Source organism: Streptomyces sp. NBC_01351, from assembly GCF_036237315.1.
In the GTDB taxonomy this organism is placed as follows: Bacteria; Actinomycetota; Actinomycetes; order Streptomycetales; family Streptomycetaceae; genus Streptomyces.
On record NZ_CP108356.1, the window covers coordinates 3,590,425 to 3,608,186 of the forward strand.

20 protein-coding genes and 1 pseudogene are annotated in these 17,762 nt (G+C 68.8%); 14 read left to right on the forward strand and 7 right to left on the reverse strand.

Annotated elements, in window-relative coordinates:
• Positions 1 to 91: 91 nt before the first annotated feature.
• Positions 92 to 1,945 (reverse strand): AMP-dependent synthetase/ligase, encoded by a 1,854-nt coding sequence (locus OG625_RS16245; RefSeq protein ID WP_329380984.1) that lies wholly within the window; start codon positions 1,943 to 1,945, stop codon positions 92 to 94.
• A gap of 134 nt (positions 1,946 to 2,079) precedes the next feature.
• On the opposite strand from OG625_RS16245, the gene OG625_RS16250 reads away from it, so the two are divergent.
• The 4 genes from OG625_RS16250 (at position 2,080) to OG625_RS16265 (ending at position 4,129) form a co-directional block, all read left to right on the forward strand.
• On the forward strand, positions 2,080 to 2,529 hold the full coding sequence (locus OG625_RS16250) for a contact-dependent growth inhibition system immunity protein (RefSeq protein ID WP_329380985.1): 450 nt from the start codon (positions 2,080 to 2,082) through the stop codon (positions 2,527 to 2,529).
• A 166-nt stretch (positions 2,530 to 2,695) separates the two neighbouring features.
• Positions 2,696 to 2,998, forward strand: coding sequence for a hypothetical protein (locus OG625_RS16255; protein ID WP_329380987.1), 303 nt, complete (start codon positions 2,696 to 2,698; stop codon positions 2,996 to 2,998).
• A 108-nt stretch (positions 2,999 to 3,106) separates the two neighbouring features.
• On the forward strand, positions 3,107 to 3,541 hold the full coding sequence (locus OG625_RS16260; protein WP_329380989.1) for an adenylyltransferase/cytidyltransferase family protein: 435 nt from the start codon (positions 3,107 to 3,109) through the stop codon (positions 3,539 to 3,541).
• A gap of 189 nt (positions 3,542 to 3,730) precedes the next feature.
• Positions 3,731 to 4,129, forward strand: a complete 399-nt coding sequence (locus tag OG625_RS16265; RefSeq protein ID WP_329380990.1) for a thiol-disulfide oxidoreductase DCC family protein — start codon at positions 3,731 to 3,733, stop codon at positions 4,127 to 4,129.
• 4 nt (positions 4,130 to 4,133) lie between these two features.
• Here the strand turns inward: OG625_RS16265 and OG625_RS16270 are convergent, their stop codons facing one another.
• The 3 genes from OG625_RS16270 to OG625_RS16280 form a co-directional block, all read right to left on the reverse strand.
• Positions 4,134 to 5,186 (reverse strand): HTTM domain-containing protein, encoded by a 1,053-nt coding sequence (locus tag OG625_RS16270; RefSeq protein WP_329390716.1) that lies wholly within the window; start codon positions 5,184 to 5,186, stop codon positions 4,134 to 4,136.
• Between the two features lie 61 nt (positions 5,187 to 5,247).
• On the reverse strand, positions 5,248 to 5,811 hold the full coding sequence (locus tag OG625_RS16275; protein WP_329380992.1) for a DUF5819 family protein: 564 nt from the start codon (positions 5,809 to 5,811) through the stop codon (positions 5,248 to 5,250).
• Positions 5,812 to 6,093: 282 nt separating this feature from the next.
• Complete coding sequence (locus OG625_RS16280) at positions 6,094 to 7,533, reverse strand: ice-binding family protein (protein ID WP_329380994.1); 1,440 nt, start codon at positions 7,531 to 7,533, stop codon at positions 6,094 to 6,096.
• A 461-nt stretch (positions 7,534 to 7,994) separates the two neighbouring features.
• On the opposite strand from OG625_RS16280, the pseudogene OG625_RS16285 reads away from it, so the two are divergent.
• Positions 7,995 to 8,488 (forward strand): annotated as a pseudogene (locus OG625_RS16285) (IS5/IS1182 family transposase); the annotation flags it as partial.
• Here OG625_RS16285 and OG625_RS16290 read toward each other — a convergent pair.
• Together OG625_RS16290 and OG625_RS16295 are read right to left on the reverse strand one after the other, a co-directional pair.
• On the reverse strand, positions 8,472 to 9,416 hold the full coding sequence (locus OG625_RS16290) for a helix-turn-helix domain-containing protein (protein ID WP_329380996.1): 945 nt from the start codon (positions 9,414 to 9,416) through the stop codon (positions 8,472 to 8,474). The pseudogene OG625_RS16285 and the gene OG625_RS16290 overlap by 17 nt on opposite strands.
• A 198-nt stretch (positions 9,417 to 9,614) precedes the next feature.
• The gene (locus tag OG625_RS16295; protein ID WP_329380998.1) at positions 9,615 to 10,079 is read right to left on the reverse strand and encodes an ATP-binding protein; all 465 of its coding nucleotides are present in this window, start codon (positions 10,077 to 10,079) and stop codon (positions 9,615 to 9,617) included.
• A gap of 155 nt (positions 10,080 to 10,234) precedes the next feature.
• Here OG625_RS16295 and OG625_RS16300 point away from each other — a divergent pair, with 155 nt between their 5' ends.
• The 9 genes from OG625_RS16300 (at position 10,235) to OG625_RS16340 (ending at position 14,639) form a co-directional block, all read left to right on the forward strand.
• Positions 10,235 to 11,092, forward strand: a complete 858-nt coding sequence (locus OG625_RS16300) for a helix-turn-helix domain-containing protein (protein WP_329381000.1) — start codon at positions 10,235 to 10,237, stop codon at positions 11,090 to 11,092.
• Complete coding sequence (locus OG625_RS16305) at positions 11,089 to 11,274, forward strand: DUF397 domain-containing protein (protein WP_329381002.1); 186 nt, start codon at positions 11,089 to 11,091, stop codon at positions 11,272 to 11,274. The genes OG625_RS16300 and OG625_RS16305 overlap by 4 nt, the downstream gene beginning before the upstream one ends.
• Complete coding sequence (locus OG625_RS16310) at positions 11,271 to 11,462, forward strand: DUF397 domain-containing protein (protein WP_443067723.1); 192 nt, start codon at positions 11,271 to 11,273, stop codon at positions 11,460 to 11,462. Before OG625_RS16305 ends, OG625_RS16310 begins: the two co-directional genes overlap by 4 nt.
• Before the next feature lie 70 nt (positions 11,463 to 11,532).
• A complete protein-coding gene (locus OG625_RS16315) occupies positions 11,533 to 11,985 on the forward strand; it encodes a hypothetical protein (protein WP_329381006.1) in 453 nt (150 codons plus the stop codon).
• On the forward strand, positions 11,982 to 13,370 hold the full coding sequence (locus OG625_RS16320) for a hypothetical protein (RefSeq protein WP_329381007.1): 1,389 nt from the start codon (positions 11,982 to 11,984) through the stop codon (positions 13,368 to 13,370). Before OG625_RS16315 ends, OG625_RS16320 begins: the two co-directional genes overlap by 4 nt.
• Positions 13,367 to 13,687, forward strand: a complete 321-nt coding sequence (locus OG625_RS16325) for a hypothetical protein (RefSeq protein ID WP_329381010.1) — start codon at positions 13,367 to 13,369, stop codon at positions 13,685 to 13,687. Before OG625_RS16320 ends, OG625_RS16325 begins: the two co-directional genes overlap by 4 nt.
• Positions 13,660 to 13,998 (forward strand): hypothetical protein, encoded by a 339-nt coding sequence (locus tag OG625_RS16330; protein WP_329381011.1) that lies wholly within the window; start codon positions 13,660 to 13,662, stop codon positions 13,996 to 13,998. Before OG625_RS16325 ends, OG625_RS16330 begins: the two co-directional genes overlap by 28 nt.
• A gap of 3 nt (positions 13,999 to 14,001) precedes the next feature.
• Entirely contained in the window at positions 14,002 to 14,322 is a 321-nt protein-coding gene (locus OG625_RS16335) for a hypothetical protein (protein ID WP_329381013.1), read from the forward strand.
• Positions 14,319 to 14,639, forward strand: a complete 321-nt coding sequence (locus tag OG625_RS16340; RefSeq protein ID WP_329381015.1) for a hypothetical protein — start codon at positions 14,319 to 14,321, stop codon at positions 14,637 to 14,639. Before OG625_RS16335 ends, OG625_RS16340 begins: the two co-directional genes overlap by 4 nt.
• A 95-nt stretch (positions 14,640 to 14,734) precedes the next feature.
• On the opposite strand, the gene OG625_RS16345 is transcribed toward OG625_RS16340, so the two are convergent.
• On the reverse strand, positions 14,735 to 17,560 hold the full coding sequence (locus tag OG625_RS16345) for a hypothetical protein (RefSeq protein WP_329381016.1): 2,826 nt from the start codon (positions 17,558 to 17,560) through the stop codon (positions 14,735 to 14,737).
• Positions 17,561 to 17,762: the final 202 nt, after the last annotated feature.

Below are 17,762 nucleotides of genomic sequence, written 5' to 3' on the forward strand. Positions count from 1 at the left end.
CCCTCCTCGGGCAACCCCCCCGAACCGAACCGGCCACCCCACCATAAGCACGCCCCACCCCAACGGCACCCGGGCGCACCTCGCCGGGCGGCTACGCCCGATACAGCGCCTCGATCCGGTCCGCGTAGTCCCGCGCAACCGCGCCCCGCCTCAGCTTCAGCGACGGCGTCAGGTGCCCCCGCGCCTCCGTGAACTCCCCCGGCAGCACCGCGAACCGCCGTATCGACTCCGGCCGCGACACCAGCCGGTTCGCGTCGTCCACCGCCCGCTGGAGGTCCGCCCGCAGTTCCTCGTCCTCCACCAGCACCCGCATCGGCACGTCCTGCTTCTTGTGCATCTGCCGCCAGTGCGCCAGCCCGTCCGGTTCCAGGGTGATGAGCGCGGTGACGTACGGCCGGTTGTCGCCGAGGACCATGCACTGCCCGACCAGTGGGTGGGCCCGCAGCCAGTCCTCCAGCGGGGCCGGGGCCACGTTCTTGCCGCCGGACGTAATGATCACGTCCTTCTTGCGGCCGGTGATGGTGAGGTACCCGTCCGCGTCGAGCTCCCCGATGTCCCCGGTCGGCAGCCAGCTCCCGTATGGGACCCCCTGCCCGCTGTTCCAGTAGCCCGCGAAGACGTGCCGCCCGCCCAGCAGCACCTCCCCGTCGTCCGCGATCCGCACCGACGTGCCCGGCAGCGGCCAGCCCACCGTGCCGAGCCGCGGCCGCTGCGGCGGGCTCACGGTGCTGGCGCCGGTCGTCTCCGTGAGGCCGTACCCCTCGAAGACCTCGATGCCGGCCCCCGTGTAGAAGGCGGCGAGCCGCCGCCCCAGCGGGGAGCCGCCGCTCAGGACGTACCGCACGCGCCCGCCGAGCGCGGCCCGGATGCGCCGGTAGACGAGCGGGTCGTAGAGGGCCCGCGCCGCCCGCAGCCCGAGCCCGGGGGTCTTGCCCTCCACCGACTCGCCGAAGCTGCGCGCGATGCGGGCGGCCCGGTCGAAGGAGGAGGCGCGGCCCATCTTCTCGGCGGTGGCGCGGGCGGTGTTGTAGACCTTCTCCAGGACGTAGGGAATGGCAAGGAGAAAGGTCGGCTGGAACCCGGCGAGGTCTTCCAGCAAGTCCTCGGTACGAATGCTCGGCGCGTGCCCCAGCTTCACCCGCGCCCGCATGCACCCGATGGCGACCATCCGCCCGAAGACGTGCGACAACGGCAGGAACAGCAACGTGGACGCCGGGTCGTCGGTCGCCGCCCTGAAGACGGGGTGCAGCAGCTCCACCGCGTTGTCGACTTCGGCGAAGAAGTTGGCGTGCGTGATCACGCACCCCTTCGGCTCCCCCGTGGTCCCCGACGTGTAGATCAGCGTCGCGACGGACTCCGGCGTACGGGCGACCAGTCGCTGGTGCACCACCTCGTCGGGCAGGTGCTCCCCGGCCTTGACCAGCCGCCCCACCGCACCGGTGTCCAACGACCAAAGGTGCGCCAGCCAGGGCAGGTTGGCCCTCTCGATGCTGATCATCCGGGCCTGCACGGTGTCCTCGACGGCGCACGCGACGGCGCCGGAGTCCTGGATGATCCAGCGCGCCTGCAGGGCCGAGGACGTGGGGTAGATCGGTACGGTGACCAGCCCGGCGGCCCAGCCGGCGAAGTCGAGCAGCGTCCACTCGTAGGTCGTACGGGCCATGATGGCGAGCCGGTCGCCCTCGCGCAGCCCCTCGGCGATCAGCCCCTTGGCGACGGCGAGCACCTCGGCCGCGAACTCGGCGGCGGTGACGTCGCGCCAGGTCCCGTCCCGCTCCTTCCGCGCGAGCACCGCCTCACCGGGGGCCTGCCGGGCGTTCTCGAACGGAATGTCCCCGAGGGACCCCCGCTCCGGCATGGCGGCGAGCGCGGGCACGTACACCTCGCGCACTACCCCGTCGACCACGGTCTTGACGGGTTCCACCAGTGTCGGCTCGGCTTCCATGGGTGTGCTCTCCTCGGCTCGACACAGGGGTTACCGCCGGTAATCTATGTATCGACAATCGCCCCTGGCCACCCCCCTGCACCCGATATTCACCACTTCTCCCAGACCGGCCGGGCGCCACCCACAATGTCCACATGCCCCGCTCCCGCTCCCGCCCCTGCTCCCACCCCCGCCTCCTCCACCTGGACCGCACCCTCGACGAGCTCGACACCCCTCCCTGGCCACCCGCACCCCCGGACGCGACGGCCCTCGTCACCAAGGTCCACGCCCTGCGCCGCCGCCCGCTGTCCACCCTCACGCCGGCAGACCTCCGCACCCTGCTCGCCCAGGACGTGGCGCTCCCCTACGTCCTTCCGCTCGCGGTGGCGTTGCTGCTCGACGACCCGCTGCTCGACGCGTACTTCTACGAGGGCGACCTGCTGCTCGCCGCCCTGGACCGGCCGACCTCGGCGTGGACCCCGTTCCCCGACCTCGCCGCCGACCTGTCGGCCACGCTCGCCACCCTCCCCCGGGACGCCCTGGCCGAGCTCCCCCCGGGCTCCGCCGCCACGATCGACCGCTTCACGACACGGCACTCCGCGTAGCCGGCGGCAGCCGGCCCCCTCCACACGGCGGCGCGGCAGCGCTCCCTGCCGCGAGGCGACCTGCTCCGAATGGCTGCTCCGAAGTGCCCGGCCGGCCCGACCTGCCTAGCGTCGTACTGCCGTGCCGCACAGGCCGCGGCGCACCGAGTCCTCGAGAGGAACTCCCATGGCAATCGTGATGACCTTCGTGTGGCCCGAGATCACGCCAGAGGTGTACGACGCGGCGCGCACCCGGGTGGGCTGGGAGGAGAACTCTCCGGACGGATTCGTGATGCACATGGGCTGGTTCGACGGCGACGGCTTCCACGTGGCCGACGTCTGGGAGACGGAGGATCACTTCACGCGGTTCATCGCCGACAGGGTCGCACCCGTGGTCAAGGGGGAACTGGGCATCACGACCGAGCCCCAGGTGACGTTCGCCCCCCTCTACCGGCGCTTCATCGCCCCGGATGCCAGCGGCGCCGCCTGACTCCTGATGCCTGACCCGTGGACAGCCGACGCAGCGACCCGCACCCCTGATCTACGATCAGGCCGCCTCGCCGCAACCGGGGCAAACGGCACAGCCACAAGGAAATCCGTGTCTCGCATCATCGGCTACGCGTCCAGTGTCTTCGATCTCTTCCACGTCGGGCACCTCAACCTGCTCCGGCAGGCCCGGTCCCACTGCGACCACCTCGTCGCCGGAGTGCTCCTCGACGAGGTCGCCACGCACAAGGGGGGCCCTCCCGTCGTTCCGTTCCACGAGCGGCTGGAGATAGTGCGGGCGATCCGGTACGTCGACGAGGCCGTCGCCGATGCCACCCTCGAAAAGCTGGACGCGTGGCAGCGGGTCGGCTTCCACCGCCTGTTCAAGGGCGACGACTGGCGCGGCACCGAGCGCGGCGCCCAATGGGAGCGCGACTTCGCCGCCGTGGGCGTGGAGGTGGTCTACCTGCCGTACACCACGCACGTCTCCAGCACCACGCTCCGCCGCGAGATCCAACAACTGGTGGAGGCGGGCGGCCGGCGCTGAAGGTCGTCCCGAATCCGCCCCGATAGCCCGGTGGCCGGGTCCGTCGGTGCCGGAGCGCTCATGTACGGCCCACTCTCCGGCGTCGGCCGGATCAGTGGACGCTCCGTAGGTCGTGTTGCTCGCCAATCGGCTTTTGATCACCGCACACTGAAGTCCTTCAACGCAGCCCGTCGATGAAGGGAAGCCCAGATGGCAAGCCAGCCCATTCTGTTGTTTGACGGAGACTGCGGTTTTTGTGGCAGAACAATCGAGTTTGCTCGGCGCACCATTCAGCCGCGTGTGCGATTCGTCCCCTGGCAGTACGCCGACCTCGCCGCCCTGAATGTCACCGAAGACAGAGCCGACCGCGAGGTCCTTTGGATCAGCCCGGTCGGCGGCAAGGTCTACGGGGGACCGCGCGCCCTGTCCGCCGTGCTGATGTGCGGACGAAGGCGCTGGTGGCTGCTCGGGGTGGTTCTTCGGCTGCCGCCCGTCAACTGGATGGCACGTGGCATCTACCGGGTTGTTGCGAAAAACCGCCATCGCCTACCAGGCGGCACAGCCACCTGCTCTCTCCCTTCCCCTATGCGAGGGAACCCGGACCGTTAACCCCCTACTTCGGTGAGGGCTGCGGCGGTACCGCAGCGGGTACTCTCCCCACCGGGGCTTCCGCTCCCGTACCACCTGTGCGCTGGAAGGTGCGCCGCCACAGCCGTCCCAGGGCCCGGTAAAAGCGGTCCGGCAGGAATGCGGCATCGGCGACGATCATCGCGCCGGAGAAGAGTGGAAGTCCCATGAGCACCGCGATATTCACATGCATGCCCAGCAGCAGAACCAGGACAGGGTATTTGAGCCTGCTGAACAGGACGAACGGAAAGGCGACCTGCACCAGCACCGTCAGATAGCCGACGACGGCAATGAGCACGTGATGGCCGGCGATCACCTGGGACAGCTCGGGCCAGGGCCGGAACAGGTCGATGTTCAGGACGTAGTGGAGGGCGGTGCCGTCGCCCCACTTGGAGCCCTGGATCTTGTACAGGCCCGCGCATCCGTAGAGGAAGCAGACCTGGGCGGCGATGACGAACATGCCGCAGTTGTGCAGCACGGTGGTCAAGATGGTGCGGGCGTCGCCGAGATGGTGCCGGAGATCGCCGCCCCGCGGGCCTGCGGTCTTGCCCGCCGACGCCTGGAGCCGGACCCTGCGGGCGTCGAGGGACCAGCGTCGGCCGCACGCGGTGAAGACGAGGTAGACAGCCATGAGGACCATGAGGTTGTCCCCGCCGTCCGCCATGTAGATCGCCTTGGCGTGGAACGACACCACCACGATCGCGAACAGCACGGACATCGCGCGTGTCCGCCAGCCCAGCAAGAACAGCGCACACGTGACGAGAGCCATCGCGTAGCAGACCTCGAAATACACCAGGCTGTCGGACAGCATGAGGACACTGGCCCACTCGCTCTGGTCGAACATCTGTCTGGCCAGCTCGGGCGTCCACGGTGAACCGGGGCCCCACATCTCGTCGCGGTGTGGAAACTCTCGGAGCAGGAAAGCGAGATAGAGCAGACCGTATCCAATGCGCAGCACCGCCGCCGCGTACAGGGAGACCGGCCGCTCGGTCAGGAAGACGAGGAACGCATGGACCCGGTCGAACACACGCTGAGGCATGGGTACGGCCGCCCGCTCGGTGATGCTTCGGGACGCTGAGGGCGCCGCGACCGCTGCCTGCTCAGTCCGTTCCATGCGAGGCCACCTTCCACCAGGGCAGATACCGGGTTTCGGCCCGCGCCGGCGCTGCGGCGGCCGGGCGGCGTTCGCCTGCTGCGGGGCGGGGCGGGGCGATGGGCAGCGTGATCACCCGCAGCTGGATCGAGTCGAAGGTGCCCCCACGTTGGGCGGCGACGCGGTCCGCTGCGACGTTGCGCAGGTACTTCTGGAGCATCAGAGCCCGCTCCGAGCGCGACTGGTCGTCGCCGCCGTGCGTTTTGAGGTAGGCACTCCAAGCCTGGCGCAGCATGTTCTGTGCCGTATGGCTCGGAAAGACGCTGTGCTTGACGGCGGAATCATCCATGGCGCTCAGATCGATCCAGCCGCTCACCTGCGTGGTGCCGTTCGGCGCCGTCTGCCTGGTCCTCGCCGAGATCTGCCAATTGAACGACTGCGGATTCGGTGCGAAGAGACGCCAGTTCTGCTCGAACAAGGGCCGGACCCACGCGTTGATCTGCTGGTTGTACGCCTGCGAGATGGAGCTCGGGGGCGCCACGAACAGAAACACCAGGAGCACATGGATCACAGTCACTGCCAGACACAGGGCCACCGCGGCTCCCGTTCCCGCGGTCAGCAGGCGGGGTGGCCCTGAAATCCCACGGGCGCTACCCGGTCCCCCGCCACTGTCCTGCGCTGCCGGCTCAGCGCCGGTCCGCTGCGGATACTTCACATTTGTCGACTCAGCACCGCTCAGCACGGCCCCACCCGGTCCTTCCCCATCCTGACGACTCGCACCTGCTGGTCCTGCTTCCGCGGGCGGCGCGCGACGGAATTGATGATGATCCGCCGCGCGCCACCCCTCTTACCTTCAGCGCGGGCACACCTCGTGCACGTTGTGCTTGCCCGGCTTGTCGTGGTGACCCGGCCACCACGGCTTGTCGTGGTGACCCGGCTTCCCCGGCTTGTCGTGGTGACCCGGCTTCCCCGGCTTCCCCGGCTTCCCCGGGTAGTCGCAGTCGTCGTGCCCGCCGGTCGTCGTGGTGGATGCAGGCTCACCGGTCGTCGTGGTGGACGCGGGCTCACCGGTCGTCGTCGAAGACGCAGGCTCACCCGTCGTCGTCGAAGACGCAGGCTCACCCGTCGTCGTCGAAGACGCAGGCTCACCCGTCGTCGTCGAAGACGCAGGCTCACCCGTCGTCGTCGAAGACGCAGGCTCACCCGTCGTCGTCGAAGACGCAGGCTCACCCGTCGTCGTCGAAGACGCAGGCTCACCCGTCGTCGTCGAAGACGCAGGCTCACCCGTCGTCGTCGAAGACGCAGGCTCACCCGTCGTCGTCGAAGACGCAGGCTCACCCGTCGTCGTCGAAGACGCAGGCTCACCCGTCGTCGTCGAAGACGCAGGCTCACCCGTCGTCGTCGAAGACGCAGGCTCACCCGTCGTCGTCGAAGACGCAGGCTCACCCGTCGTCGTCGAAGACGCAGGCTCACCCGTCGTCGTCGAAGACGCAGGCTCACCCGTCGTCGTCGTCGAGGACGCGGGCTCACCCGTCGTCGTCGTGCTGGTGGTGGTGCTTTCGCACTCCGGCCTGGTGATCACGTTGTTGTTCAGGGTCACGGCCGCGGTGCGGGCCAGCACCCGGCCCTCGACGGTCGCCCCACTATTGACAGTGATCGCGGTGAGCGCCATGAGGGTGCCCACGAAGGAGGAGCCGGATCCGAGCGTCGCCGATTCGTCGGTCACCCAGAACACGTTGCACGCCTGGGCACTGTTTTGAAGGACAATGCTGCTCCCGGAGGCCGTTGTCAGGCCCGCAGGAACCTTGAACACCCAGACGGCATCGGGGTTGCCCTCGGCATCCAGGGTCCAGACACCGTTGACCAGGAGACCGGACTCGACGGCGTAGGTGCCCGGAAACAGCCTGGGAGTCACGGGCTGCGCGTCAAGGTCGTATTCCGTGGGTTGGCCGAAGGCGTCGCCGTACGCCGTGCCGAGGGCGGCCTTCGCTCCTGCTGCCGCCTCGCCCGTGTAGATCGTCCCGTCCACCACCGTCCCGGGCGGGAATCCGGTAACGGCCGTACCCGGAGATACACCGACGTCTCCGGTGACCACGGAATCACCTGCGTTGGTGACCGTCGAACCGGCCAGTACCGCGAAGCTTTCCGCCGTACCCAGCTCTACGGCTGTTGCTGCATTTGCTCGTGTAGGCGTCACTGCCAAAACGGCAACGGCGACCAGCAGGGTGAGTACCCCCGCGATCCAGGCCGTCATTGCGCGCCGTTGCGGCGCATCGGGATTGTTCAGGGTCATCGAGGAGCCAACTCCTGTGGGGGTGGTGGCGTCCGGCGTTCCTCGTCTAACGGAATCGCCTCTTCTGTGGACGGCATATTACGCAGGCACCTGACCCCCGTGACGATTCACTCGGGCGATGTCGCCGGAATCAATCAATATGCAGCAAGGAATATATGATAAATACTGAGCCGATCGACTATCTCCGTCCATGTGGCGATCCACCGTCGATTCAGTCAATCCCTCCTGTCACGTTGATCGTCGGCCACTACCCATCAGCGAAGTCGGCAAGTCGCCCGCGTCAGTGATTTTCCTCAACCGGAAGGAGATTTCCGCAGAATTGGACACGCGTACAGCGAATGTCCCCTGGATGGTGCAGCCCGGAGAAACACCTGCCGGGCCGGATGCGGATTCCGGAATCGGTGTCATACATGGCCAGGGGCCTCGCTGCCTGCTGTGCCTGTACTACTGGAGATGACCTTATGGGGCATTCCTCGTGTACGGGTGGGGTGTTGCGGGCTGAGTCGTTGTCGGTGGAGACGTTCACCGGCTTGCGGATGGGCCGGTTCGAGAAGTTGGTGAAGGTGGTACGGGAACAGGGCGGTAACGGTCCCGGTGGCGGCCGTCCGTGGTGCCTGCCGTTGCCGGACAGGGTCCTTTGATCCCGGTCCGCGACCGAACGGTCGCCGCGTCCTCCCGCAATTACCGGTTCTCGGCGAACGTGCAGGCCATCATCGAAGCGGACAGCCGCCTGGTCGTCGCGAGCGCCTGGCCGGCACCAGGCAACAAGGCCGATGTCCACGTCTGCCGGGACGCATCGGACCGGCCGGCCGCAGCGGCCGGGACGACCGTCATCGCGGACGGCGCTTATCTGGGCACCGGACTGATCGTCCCGCACCGCAGACGAGCCAGACGCCCACTCCTGCGCGGGGAGGAGGAGGACAACGCCGCAGCAACCTTTAGGCGGCCACGGGCGGGCAGTCGCGACAGCGGCCGGGTTCGGGGGCGCGGAAGGCGCGATCGCAGCCGTCGCAGTTCTGGAGCGGGTCCGGGCGGCGGACCGGCCGGGCGAGGGGCGCCGACGGCATCCGGGGCGGGAGCCCCGTCTTGAGCCGGTGCGCGATGAGGCCCGCCGGGCGGCGGAGATCGGCGGGCAGGTCGCTGGCCAGGACATGGCGTACGGCCTCGGGATCCGCCCCACGGTCCAGCCACGCCGACACCCCGGGCGCGAGTTGCTTCACCGCCGCCTCCGCGAGCAACAGCCGGGGGTCGTCGGCCCGCAGCCGCGCGAGCAGGTCCTCGGCCTCTTTCCGTACCCGGGTGGTGGGGCGGTCGGCTGCGAGTGCGGGTACGGATGCGGCCTCCACCACGGGCCCGGGCTCCGGCTCCGGCTCCGGCTCCGGGATGCGTACCGGGACCGGCGCGGATGGGGGCTCGGAGAGCGGCGCCGATACCGGGACCGGCACTGGGACCGGCTCCGGCACGGCCACCGGCCCCGCAACACGTTCCTCCACCTGCGGCGGAGCCACTGGCGGCACCCCGCGCGGGCGGTTGTAGGACACCGTGCGGGTGACCACCTGCCCGCCGGCCAGCCGTACGCGGCTGCGCTCCAGGTACCCGTACGCCTCCAGCTCCCGCAGGGCGGAGGCGATCCGTACCTCCCCCTCCGGGAACCGGTCGGTGAGCCGCTTGATGCCGACCTTCGCACCGGCCGGAAGCGACTGGATGTAGAGCGCCAGCCCCCTCGCGGTCAGCGACAACTCACGGTGCTGGGCGAGGTGGTTGCCGATGACGGTGTAGTGATCGGCGTGCCGGACGTTGACGTGGACGACACCTGATTGGGCGGTCCCGGCGCGAACACGGGACGAGGCGCGGGAGCCCGCGCTAAGCTGCTGAAGAGCCATTGGGAAGCCTGCTTACTTCCTAGTTGGTCAGGCCCTCGCCCGGGATGCCAGTCCCGCCGGGGGCCGTCTCATGTCTGCTGTTGTGGGGCGAGCATATGCCCGGCAACCGGTCTGAAATCCAGCCCAGTTGGCACAGTTCACCCGTGTGAGTTACGGGGAGCCGGAGGGGTGGGGTTGGTTGGATTTAGCCCCGGAATTTCAAGGGTTTACGTCCGAGCGAACCGGGTCGCGGGTCCCCGCGTCATGGTGTCCCCGCCCCTCGGGCACGTCCAGCTCCGCCCACACCGCCTTGCACGGCGGCAGCCGCCGGTCCACGCCCCACCGGTCCGCGACCGCGTCCACCAGCAGCAGACCACGCCCACCCTCGGCACCCCCGTCCGCGCCGCGGAGAACCGGGACCCGGTCGCGACGGGTGTCCACCACCTCGATCCGCAGCACGCCGCCGGCGAGGGTGAGCACGAGCTGGAAGTCCCGCCCGGGGACCCGGCCGTGGGTCACTGCGTTGGCCGCCAGCTCGGCCACGACGAGCGCCGCCCCGTCCGTCGGGAGACCCCATTCGGCGATCTTCTCGACGGCGAGCTGCCGCGCCTGACGGGCGCCGCGCGGGGTGGCGGAGAGCTGGGCGCCGAAATGACGGGCCGAGTCGCAGATTTGAGTATTCACGTCACTCAGCGTGGCGACACCTGCATACCGTGAGAAGCGGCAACGCCCTTGCGTCCGGCCTTTGTCCGGCCGTTGTCCGGTGCTGTCCTGGCTGTCCGGAGCGGTCGGCGGGCACAGAGCGTTGAGGAATTTCGGCACGTCGGAGGTGGGCGCGCATGAGCGTGGACAGTGACGGTACGGACGACGCGGGCTGGGACGTCGACCCCGAGGACGAACAGGGCGTGGCCGTACTCGCCGCCCTGGGCCGCCAGCTTCGAGCATGGCGCGAAGAGGCGGGCATGCGGGCCACCGAGCTGGGGGTGGAGATCGGTTACGGGGAGGATCTCGTCCGCAAGGTCGAGGCGGGCAAGCGGATCCCGCGCCCCGAATACCTGGACAAGGTGGGCGAGGCCCTGAACGCGGGCGGGAAGATCGCCGCCATGAAGGCGGACATGGAACAGGTCCGCTACCCGAAGAAGGTCCGAGACCTCGTGAATCTGGAGGGCCGGGCGGTCGAACTGTCGGCGTACGGCAATCACAACATCCACGGGCTGTTGCAAACAGACGACTACGCCCGTGCCTTGTTCGAAATGTGGCAGCCTCCGCAGACCGTCGCGGAGGTGGAACGCGGCCTGGCCGCTCGGATGGCCCGCCGATCGATCTTCGACCGCAGCCCCGCGCCCGCTCTGTGCTTCGTCCAGGAAGAAGTGACCCTGCGGCGCCGCATCGGGGGGACAATGGTGATGCGTGGGCAACTCGAACGCCTGCTGGAGGTTGCCGAGCTGCGGCACGTGACCATCCAGGTCATGCCCACCGACCTCGAAGAGCACGCCGGAATGGGTGGGTTGATCCAGGTGCTGAAGTTCGCTGACGGATCGGCGGTGGGACGCTCCGAAGGAGCCTTCAGCGGCCGCCCCGTCTCTGATCCAAGGCAGGTCCGGGTCCTTGAGCAATCCCATGCCATGATCCGGTCCCAGGCTCTCACGCCACGGGAGTCCGTCGCATTCATCGAGCAAGTGCTGGGAGAGACATGATCCACGAGTCCGAGCTGGAGTGGTTCAAGAGCAGCTACAGCGACAGCGGCGACATCAACGACTGCGTCGAGGTGGCCACCACTCCCGCCACCGTCCACGTCCGCGACTCCAAGGACATCGCGCTGCCCCACCTCACCTTCTCCCCTGGCGCATGGTCGGGGTTCGTGGGATATGCCTCGTGACCGCCGCTCCCGAGCTGGACTGGTTCAAGAGCAGCTACAGCGATGGCAGCGAGGGCGACTCCTGCGTAGAGGTGGCCACCACTCCCGCCACCGTCCACGTCCGCGACTCCAAGGACCTCCGGATCCCAACCCTCGCCTTCGCCCCTCACGCCTGGACGGGATTCGTGGCGCACGTCTCCGCCCACTGACAACATGTGTGACCTGGGCAGGTATCCCCCCGCCTTAACATGGACATGGCGGTCAAGTCCGGGGGGAACCATGTCGTTTGACGCAGAGTGGGCGCAGCACAAGGCTGTCGCTCTCGCAGGACAGTCGTCGCCCGCCATGCGGCTCAACCAAGTCGCGCCCGAGGCCGGCGGCAGCAGTGGCGGCGCCGCCGCCGGGAGTCTGTTGGCCGGGGTCTCGTCCATCAACGGCAACGCCAACCTGCTCATCGAGATCGCCGCGCTGCTCCACGAGGGCCGCCCGGACGGCGACGCGAGCACCATGGCCCGGGCGCCCCGCGCCCACGCCGACGTCTCGGCGGAAACCCTCCGCTTCGCCCGCTTCGCCGACGACCAGTTCAAGGACACGATCGCCCTGTTCGCCGCCCTCTCCACCCGCCTCAAGACGACCGGCACCAGCTTCGCCCAAGTGGACGATGGCACCGCCCGCTCGTTCCTCGACAACCTCCTCGAATCGGGTCAGTACGTGCCGCCGGAGTGCAAGTGAGCGGGCTCAGCTACCGCAAGGACGTCGAGTTCCTTGAGGAGTGCAATCCGCCCCTCGTCGAACGCAATGCCGCCGAGTTCCGTCGACTGCGCGACCTCTTGGTCCAGGTCGAGGAGCCGGCCGGGCGGGCGGAGACCCGTACGGACTGGCAGAGCGCCAACAGCCATACGTACACCTCGCGCCTCAAGGAGGCCCGGCAGCTGTTGACCGAGATGGCCGAGGGTTACGACAAGGCCGCCAGTGCCCTGAACGCGTACGCCGCCTCGCTCACCACCGCCAAGACCCACTACCGCGACGGCAAGCGCTCGGAGCGGGCGCTCGCCGCGCTCATCGGGACGAAGGGCACCGCGATCACCAAGGTCGCGCAGGAGGCGGAGCCCATGCGGCAGTGGGAGGACATGCGGGCGACGACCGGGGTCATGGACTTCTTCGCCGAACTGGCGATGGACGTGGACGACATCCGCGACGAGGCCAACCGCCTCCACGATGCGGCGGGCGGCAGCTTCCACCTGGCGAAGACCGTCGAGCAGGAGGCTCGCGCCACGTGCGTGCATGCCCTGAAGCAGGCGTACGAGTTGCTGCCCGACTTCCAGGTGAAGGGCGGCGGCAACCGGCCCGACCTGTCCGCGGCGATGGCGGACCTGCGCCGCGAGGCGGCGGAGGCCGCCACCAGCCCCCTGGCCCACCTGCCGGGCAGCGGCCCGAAGCGGGAGATGACGGGGCCGCTCGGAAACGCCGAGATGTCACCAACGCTGCGGGACATCCGGATGCGGGTGGCAGGGCTGCCAGAGGCGGACGACAACTATTGGGACCCGCCGGGCAACGACAAGGAGAGAGCCGAGTGGATCTCCCACAACAAGGAGATCCTCCGGGCCGCAGCCCAGCACTCCGGCCTGCCCGAAGAGCTGGTCGCGGGCATCGCCTGGAAGGAGATCGGCGGTCAGTACGGGATCATCGACGACGGTGTCGACACCGCGCGCGACTGGGCCGATTCCTTCTTGAGCCCGATCACCCCCGAGAACCTCTTCGACCGGGCGGGGGGAGCACCCGACGAGACCTCTTTCGGTCCGATCGCCATCCAGGTACGACGCGGCGCTGAAGTGCTCGGCTACGATCCGGCCCACCTCACCGAAGACCAGCGCGACCTTGTCGAGGAGTCACTGCAGGACCCGAAGCAGAATGCTTTCATCGCTGCTGGTTTCCTGGCTCAGATCAAGGCGGAGGCGGGATACGGCGACGTTCCCGCCGACCAGCTGACTGATGGCCAGATGCGCGAGATCGCCGCCCGCTACAACGGCGGCCCGTATTGGGAATCGGACAAGGCCCAGAACTACGGCAATGATTTCGGCGACAACCTCGGCAAGGTGAAGGACGCGATGCGATGACGGCCGGCCACGGGGTCAGCGACTCGCCCAAGAACCGCCGCTGGGTCCACTGGGTGCTTGGAGTTCCCCTCGGGCTCATTCATCTGCTGAACACCGCCGTCGTCTATCTCGCCGTGTCTGCCGGGCCGGCCGGCGAATGGGACACCCAGGGCTACGCCGGGACCGAACTGGCATGCCTGCTCGTCTTCTTCCTGAGTGGGGCGTCGATCCTGATCACCCTCATCCCACCCGTCCGCCGGACCCTCGGCCCGTGGTGGTTCCTCCCGCCGGTCGTCCTGGGGGTGATCGCGTGGGTGCGTATCGCGACGCTCGACTGAGACTCCGCCGCGAGAGCGTCGACCTGCCCGAGGACCGGGGCTGCCTCCAGTGGGTACTGGGCGTGCCGCTCGGGTTGCTCTACGCATTCGCCGTCTACTGCTGCTACCTGGCCTGGAGTTCGTGGCCGAGTCCGCGCGATCACCCGTTGCGTTCGGACGTCCAGTACCTCGGCTACATATCCATCATCCTCTGCGCCATCGGCCTGCTGATCACCCTCACCCCGGTGTTCCGCCGGACCATGGGCAAGTGGTGGTACATCCTGCCGCTGTTGCTTGCGGCCGTCGCCTACGTCCGGTCGGTCACGGTCTGATCGATGACTGACAGCAGCAATGGCAACGGCCTGTCCGGGAAGCGTTCATGGTTGTGCTGGGTACTCGGAGTGCCTCTCGGACTGGTCCACTTGCTGAACGCCACCCTCGTCTACCTCATCGTGAGCCACGGGCCTGCCGGCGTATGGGACGACTCCGGGTACGCGGGCACGACGGCGGGTGGCATCTTCGCCATCATGTTCAGCGTGGGCACGATCCTGATCACCCTCATCCCGCCCGTCCGCCGCGCCCTCGGCCTGTGGTGGTTCCTCCCGCCGGTCGTCCTGGGGGTGATCGCGTGGGTGCGTATCGCAACGCTCGAATGAGGCTGCCCCGCGAGAACATCGACCTGCCCGAGGACCGGGGTTGCCTGCGGTGGGTGCTGGGGGTGCCGCTCACGCTCGTCCACCTGCTGAACGCCGTCGCCGTGTTCGCGGCGCTGTTCGCCGGGCCTCAAGGGGAGTGGGACCACCAGGGCTACGCCGGTGTGGCCGCCATGTGCCTGATCTCCATGTGCCTGAGCGTGCTGGGCCTGCTCATCACCCTCATCCCCGGCGTGCGCCGGGCCATGGGCCTGTGGTGGCTCGCCCCGCCGATCGTGCTCGGGCTGATCGCCTACGTCCGCGGCGAGACCCTGGGCTGAGGCGGCCGCCCCGGCCACCCACCGGCGGGGCCGCAACGCACCGCTGCCCCCACCCGGACGGGGCAGGGGCAGCGGTGGTGGCGTGCTCTGCGGCGTTACTTCGTGTAGTAACCGGCCACGTCGGCGATCAGGTGGACCGACCCCGAGTGGTTGTAGAAGCTGACCTTCCCGTTCACCACAGGAACGACCACCAGATTCGGAATCGTCTGCCCCGCCGTGAAGTTGAGGTTCGACGCCCCATTACGGACCGTACCGGCCGGGAACACCGACACGAAAGAACCCGCCGTCGGCTCCGTCGCCGTCACATTCAGAACAACAGCCGAAACCCCCGACGCCGGAATCCCCGACACACCCGCAACCTGCAGCGTCACAGTCCCCGCCGCACCCACAGGCGCCTTCGGAACACCCAGACCCTCACGCGAATCCATCAACCGCGTAGGCGCAATCGGCTTGTACGAAGAGCCCGACCCGTCAGTCGTGTAGTAACCGGCCACATCCGCGATCAGGTGGACCGACCCCGAGTGGTTGTAGAAGCTGACCTTCCCGTTCACCACAGGAACGACCACCAGATTCGGAATCGTCTGCCCCGCCGTGAAGTTGAGGTTCGACGCCCCATTACGGACCGTACCGGCCGGGAACACCGACACGAAAGAACCCGCCGTCGGCTCCGTCGCCGTCACATTCAGAACAACAGCCGAAACCCCCGACGCCGGAATCCCCGACACACCCGCAACCTGCAGCGTCACAGTCCCCGCCGCACCCACAGGCGCCTTCGGAACACCCAGACCCTCACGCGAATCCATCAACCGCGTAGGCGCAATCGGCTTGTACGAGGAACCCGACCCGTCAGTCGTGTAGTAACCGGCCACATCCGCGATCAGGTGGACCGACCCCGAGTGGTTGTAGAAGCTGACCTTCCCGTTCACCACAGGAACGACCACCAGATTCGGAATCGTCTGCCCCGCCGTGAAATTGAGGTTCGACGCCCCAGCACGGACCGTACCCGCAGGGAACACCGACACGAAAGAACCCGCCGTCGGCTCCGTCGCCGTCACATTCAGAACAACAGCCGTCACCCCCGACGCCGGAATCCCCGACACACCCGCAACCTGCAGCGTGACGGTCCCGGCCGCACCGACCTTCGCCTTCGGAACACCCAGTCCCTCACGCGTATCCATCAACCGGGTGGGCGCGATCGGCTTGTAGGTACCCAGGGCGGGGGCCGGCGGCGGCGTCACCGTCAGGGTGCCGCGCGGGTACTCGTGGTTGAGCGCGCTGACGGTGATGCCCCAGTTGCCGGCGGGGGCATCTCGCAGGTCCACGGTCGCCTTCAACGTCTTCGCGTCGTCGGAGACCGAGACGGTCGTGGCCGTCAGCGGCGCCGGGCCACCGGTCAGCCGGACGGTGGTGCTCATGCCCAGCGCCGTGCCCTGGACGGTCAGGGTCGCCACGGTGCCGCTCTGCGCGGTGTCGGGCGTGACCGTTCCGACGGACACGTTCTCGGAGCCACAGGGCGCGTTGGTGCAGGTGAGCTCCGCGCGGTAGGCGGAATGGCCGGCCCAGTCCTGCAGGGAGAGGACGAACAGGCTCTGGTCGGCGCCCTGGCAGTCGTACGTGGACGAGCTGCCCGTGCAGAGGTTGCGCCCCGCGTTGTCGTAGAGCGCGGGCAACGGGCCGGGGGACCCGTCCGTGGCGGTGGAAGTGCTCACGAGCCTGAACTGGTCACCCGAGACGCTCGGCAGGACCGCGCACACGCCGGTGCGCTGCCCGTCGAGCGTGCCGGTCAGCGGGCCGTACCCGTACGCGACCGATCCGATCCGGGGGCATTCGGGCGCGGGCCCGGCGGCCGTGGCGATCCGCCAGGCGTCAAGGCTGTAGGAAGCGGCCAGGCCGTAGTTCTCCGGGACCTGGGTGACCACCTGGTAGCCGGTGGAGCCCGTGGTGGTGCACGCCCAGGTCCGCTGGTGGCAGGAGATGCCGCCGTTGTTGTCCATGACCAGCACGTTCGTGCCGTTGTGGGCGTCCCGGGGGTTGATGTGCAGCCGGTCCGTGGCGGCGGCCGTGGTGACCCGGTGGCAGCGCAGGTTACCGATCCGGCCGGACGTTCCGGTCGTGGCCGGGGCGCCGATCGCCGTCGCGGCGGAGGCGGTGCAGCCCTTGGCCGTGGCGGTGACGTCCCGGCGGACCAGGGTGTGGCTGCGCTCTTCGTCCTGGCCCTGCAGGAGCACGGTGTACGCCTTGCCGGCGGTGAAGGAGCAGCTGGTGAGGCCGTCCGTGCGGAGCTGCTGGCCCGGAGCGGGGTGGTCGTAGCAGGAGGGCGGCCCGTTGCCGTCGGTGTCGACCACGCTCATCGCGTAGCGCGGGAAGAGCTCCGTGTCGTCCGGGACGCCGTAGCGGATGCGGAGGAGCTCCTCGGTGGAGTGCGCGTCGGCCGGGATGGTCAGGCAGTGCGAGAAGACACCGCCGCCGGTCCACAGCTCCACGGCAGCCGCGTCGTCGGCGAAGCTCCCGGCGGGCAGGACCTGACAGTCCTTCTGGAGTACGTCCGTGCGGACGAAGTGGACGCCGTACGGCCCAGTCGCGGTGTCGTCGTCGGCGCGTACCAGCGCACGAAACGGTGCCGCTCCGGTGAGGGTGCAGCCACCCCGGCTGAGCACACCCGCGGTGCACTGGGCGGTGCCGTTCTGGTCGACCACCTCGACCTCGACGCTCACTCCCGCGCCGCCGAGCGAGGTGAGCGCGGCGATCCGGGCACCCTGCGGGCTCGGCAGCTCCAGGCAGTGCGTCTGCCCGGCCGTGGCGAAGCTGCCCGCGTACCGGCCTTCGGTGACGCCGACGCAGTCCTCGGCGACGGGTGCGGCCTGAGCGGCGCCCACCGGCAGGAGAAGGGCGGCGAGGACGGCGAGCAGGCACGTCAGCACGGTGGAAATCGGACGTCTTGCCGAGGCCAAGGTCGTTGGCATGAACCCCCCAGGGTGATAAGCGACGAGTGATCGTCGCATGTCACGTCCGGCCCCATCGAAGCGGGTGCCGTAGGGGCCGGCGGGCACGCGGCGGACACGCCACAGCCCCCGCCCGGACGGGGGCGGGGGCTGCGGCGAGTGCGGCGCGGAACAGGAGGCG

Excerpts from the sequence above, each read along its gene's own strand:
- OG625_RS16265 (WP_329380990.1), top strand. The coding sequence starts at position 3,731 with ATGGCAAGCCAGCCCATTCTGTTGTTTGACGGAGACTGCGGTTTTTGT.
- OG625_RS16305 (WP_329381002.1), top strand. The coding sequence starts at position 11,089 with ATGATCCACGAGTCCGAGCTGGAGTGGTTCAAGAGCAGCTACAGCGAC.
- OG625_RS16280 (WP_329380994.1), bottom strand. The coding sequence starts at position 7,533 with ATGACCCTGAACAATCCCGATGCGCCGCAACGGCGCGCAATGACGGCC.
- OG625_RS16335 (WP_329381013.1), top strand. The coding sequence starts at position 14,002 with ATGACTGACAGCAGCAATGGCAACGGCCTGTCCGGGAAGCGTTCATGG.
- OG625_RS16245 (WP_329380984.1), bottom strand. The coding sequence starts at position 1,945 with ATGGAAGCCGAGCCGACACTGGTGGAACCCGTCAAGACCGTGGTCGAC.
- OG625_RS16250 (WP_329380985.1), top strand. The coding sequence starts at position 2,080 with ATGCCCCGCTCCCGCTCCCGCCCCTGCTCCCACCCCCGCCTCCTCCAC.
- OG625_RS16340 (WP_329381015.1), top strand. The coding sequence starts at position 14,319 with ATGAGGCTGCCCCGCGAGAACATCGACCTGCCCGAGGACCGGGGTTGC.
- OG625_RS16270 (WP_329390716.1), bottom strand. The coding sequence starts at position 5,186 with ATGCCTCAGCGTGTGTTCGACCGGGTCCATGCGTTCCTCGTCTTCCTG.
- OG625_RS16300 (WP_329381000.1), top strand. The coding sequence starts at position 10,235 with ATGAGCGTGGACAGTGACGGTACGGACGACGCGGGCTGGGACGTCGAC.
- OG625_RS16290 (WP_329380996.1), bottom strand. The coding sequence starts at position 9,416 with ATGGCTCTTCAGCAGCTTAGCGCGGGCTCCCGCGCCTCGTCCCGTGTT.
- OG625_RS16325 (WP_329381010.1), top strand. The coding sequence starts at position 13,367 with ATGACGGCCGGCCACGGGGTCAGCGACTCGCCCAAGAACCGCCGCTGG.
- OG625_RS16315 (WP_329381006.1), top strand. The coding sequence starts at position 11,533 with ATGTCGTTTGACGCAGAGTGGGCGCAGCACAAGGCTGTCGCTCTCGCA.
- OG625_RS16255 (WP_329380987.1), top strand. The coding sequence starts at position 2,696 with ATGGCAATCGTGATGACCTTCGTGTGGCCCGAGATCACGCCAGAGGTG.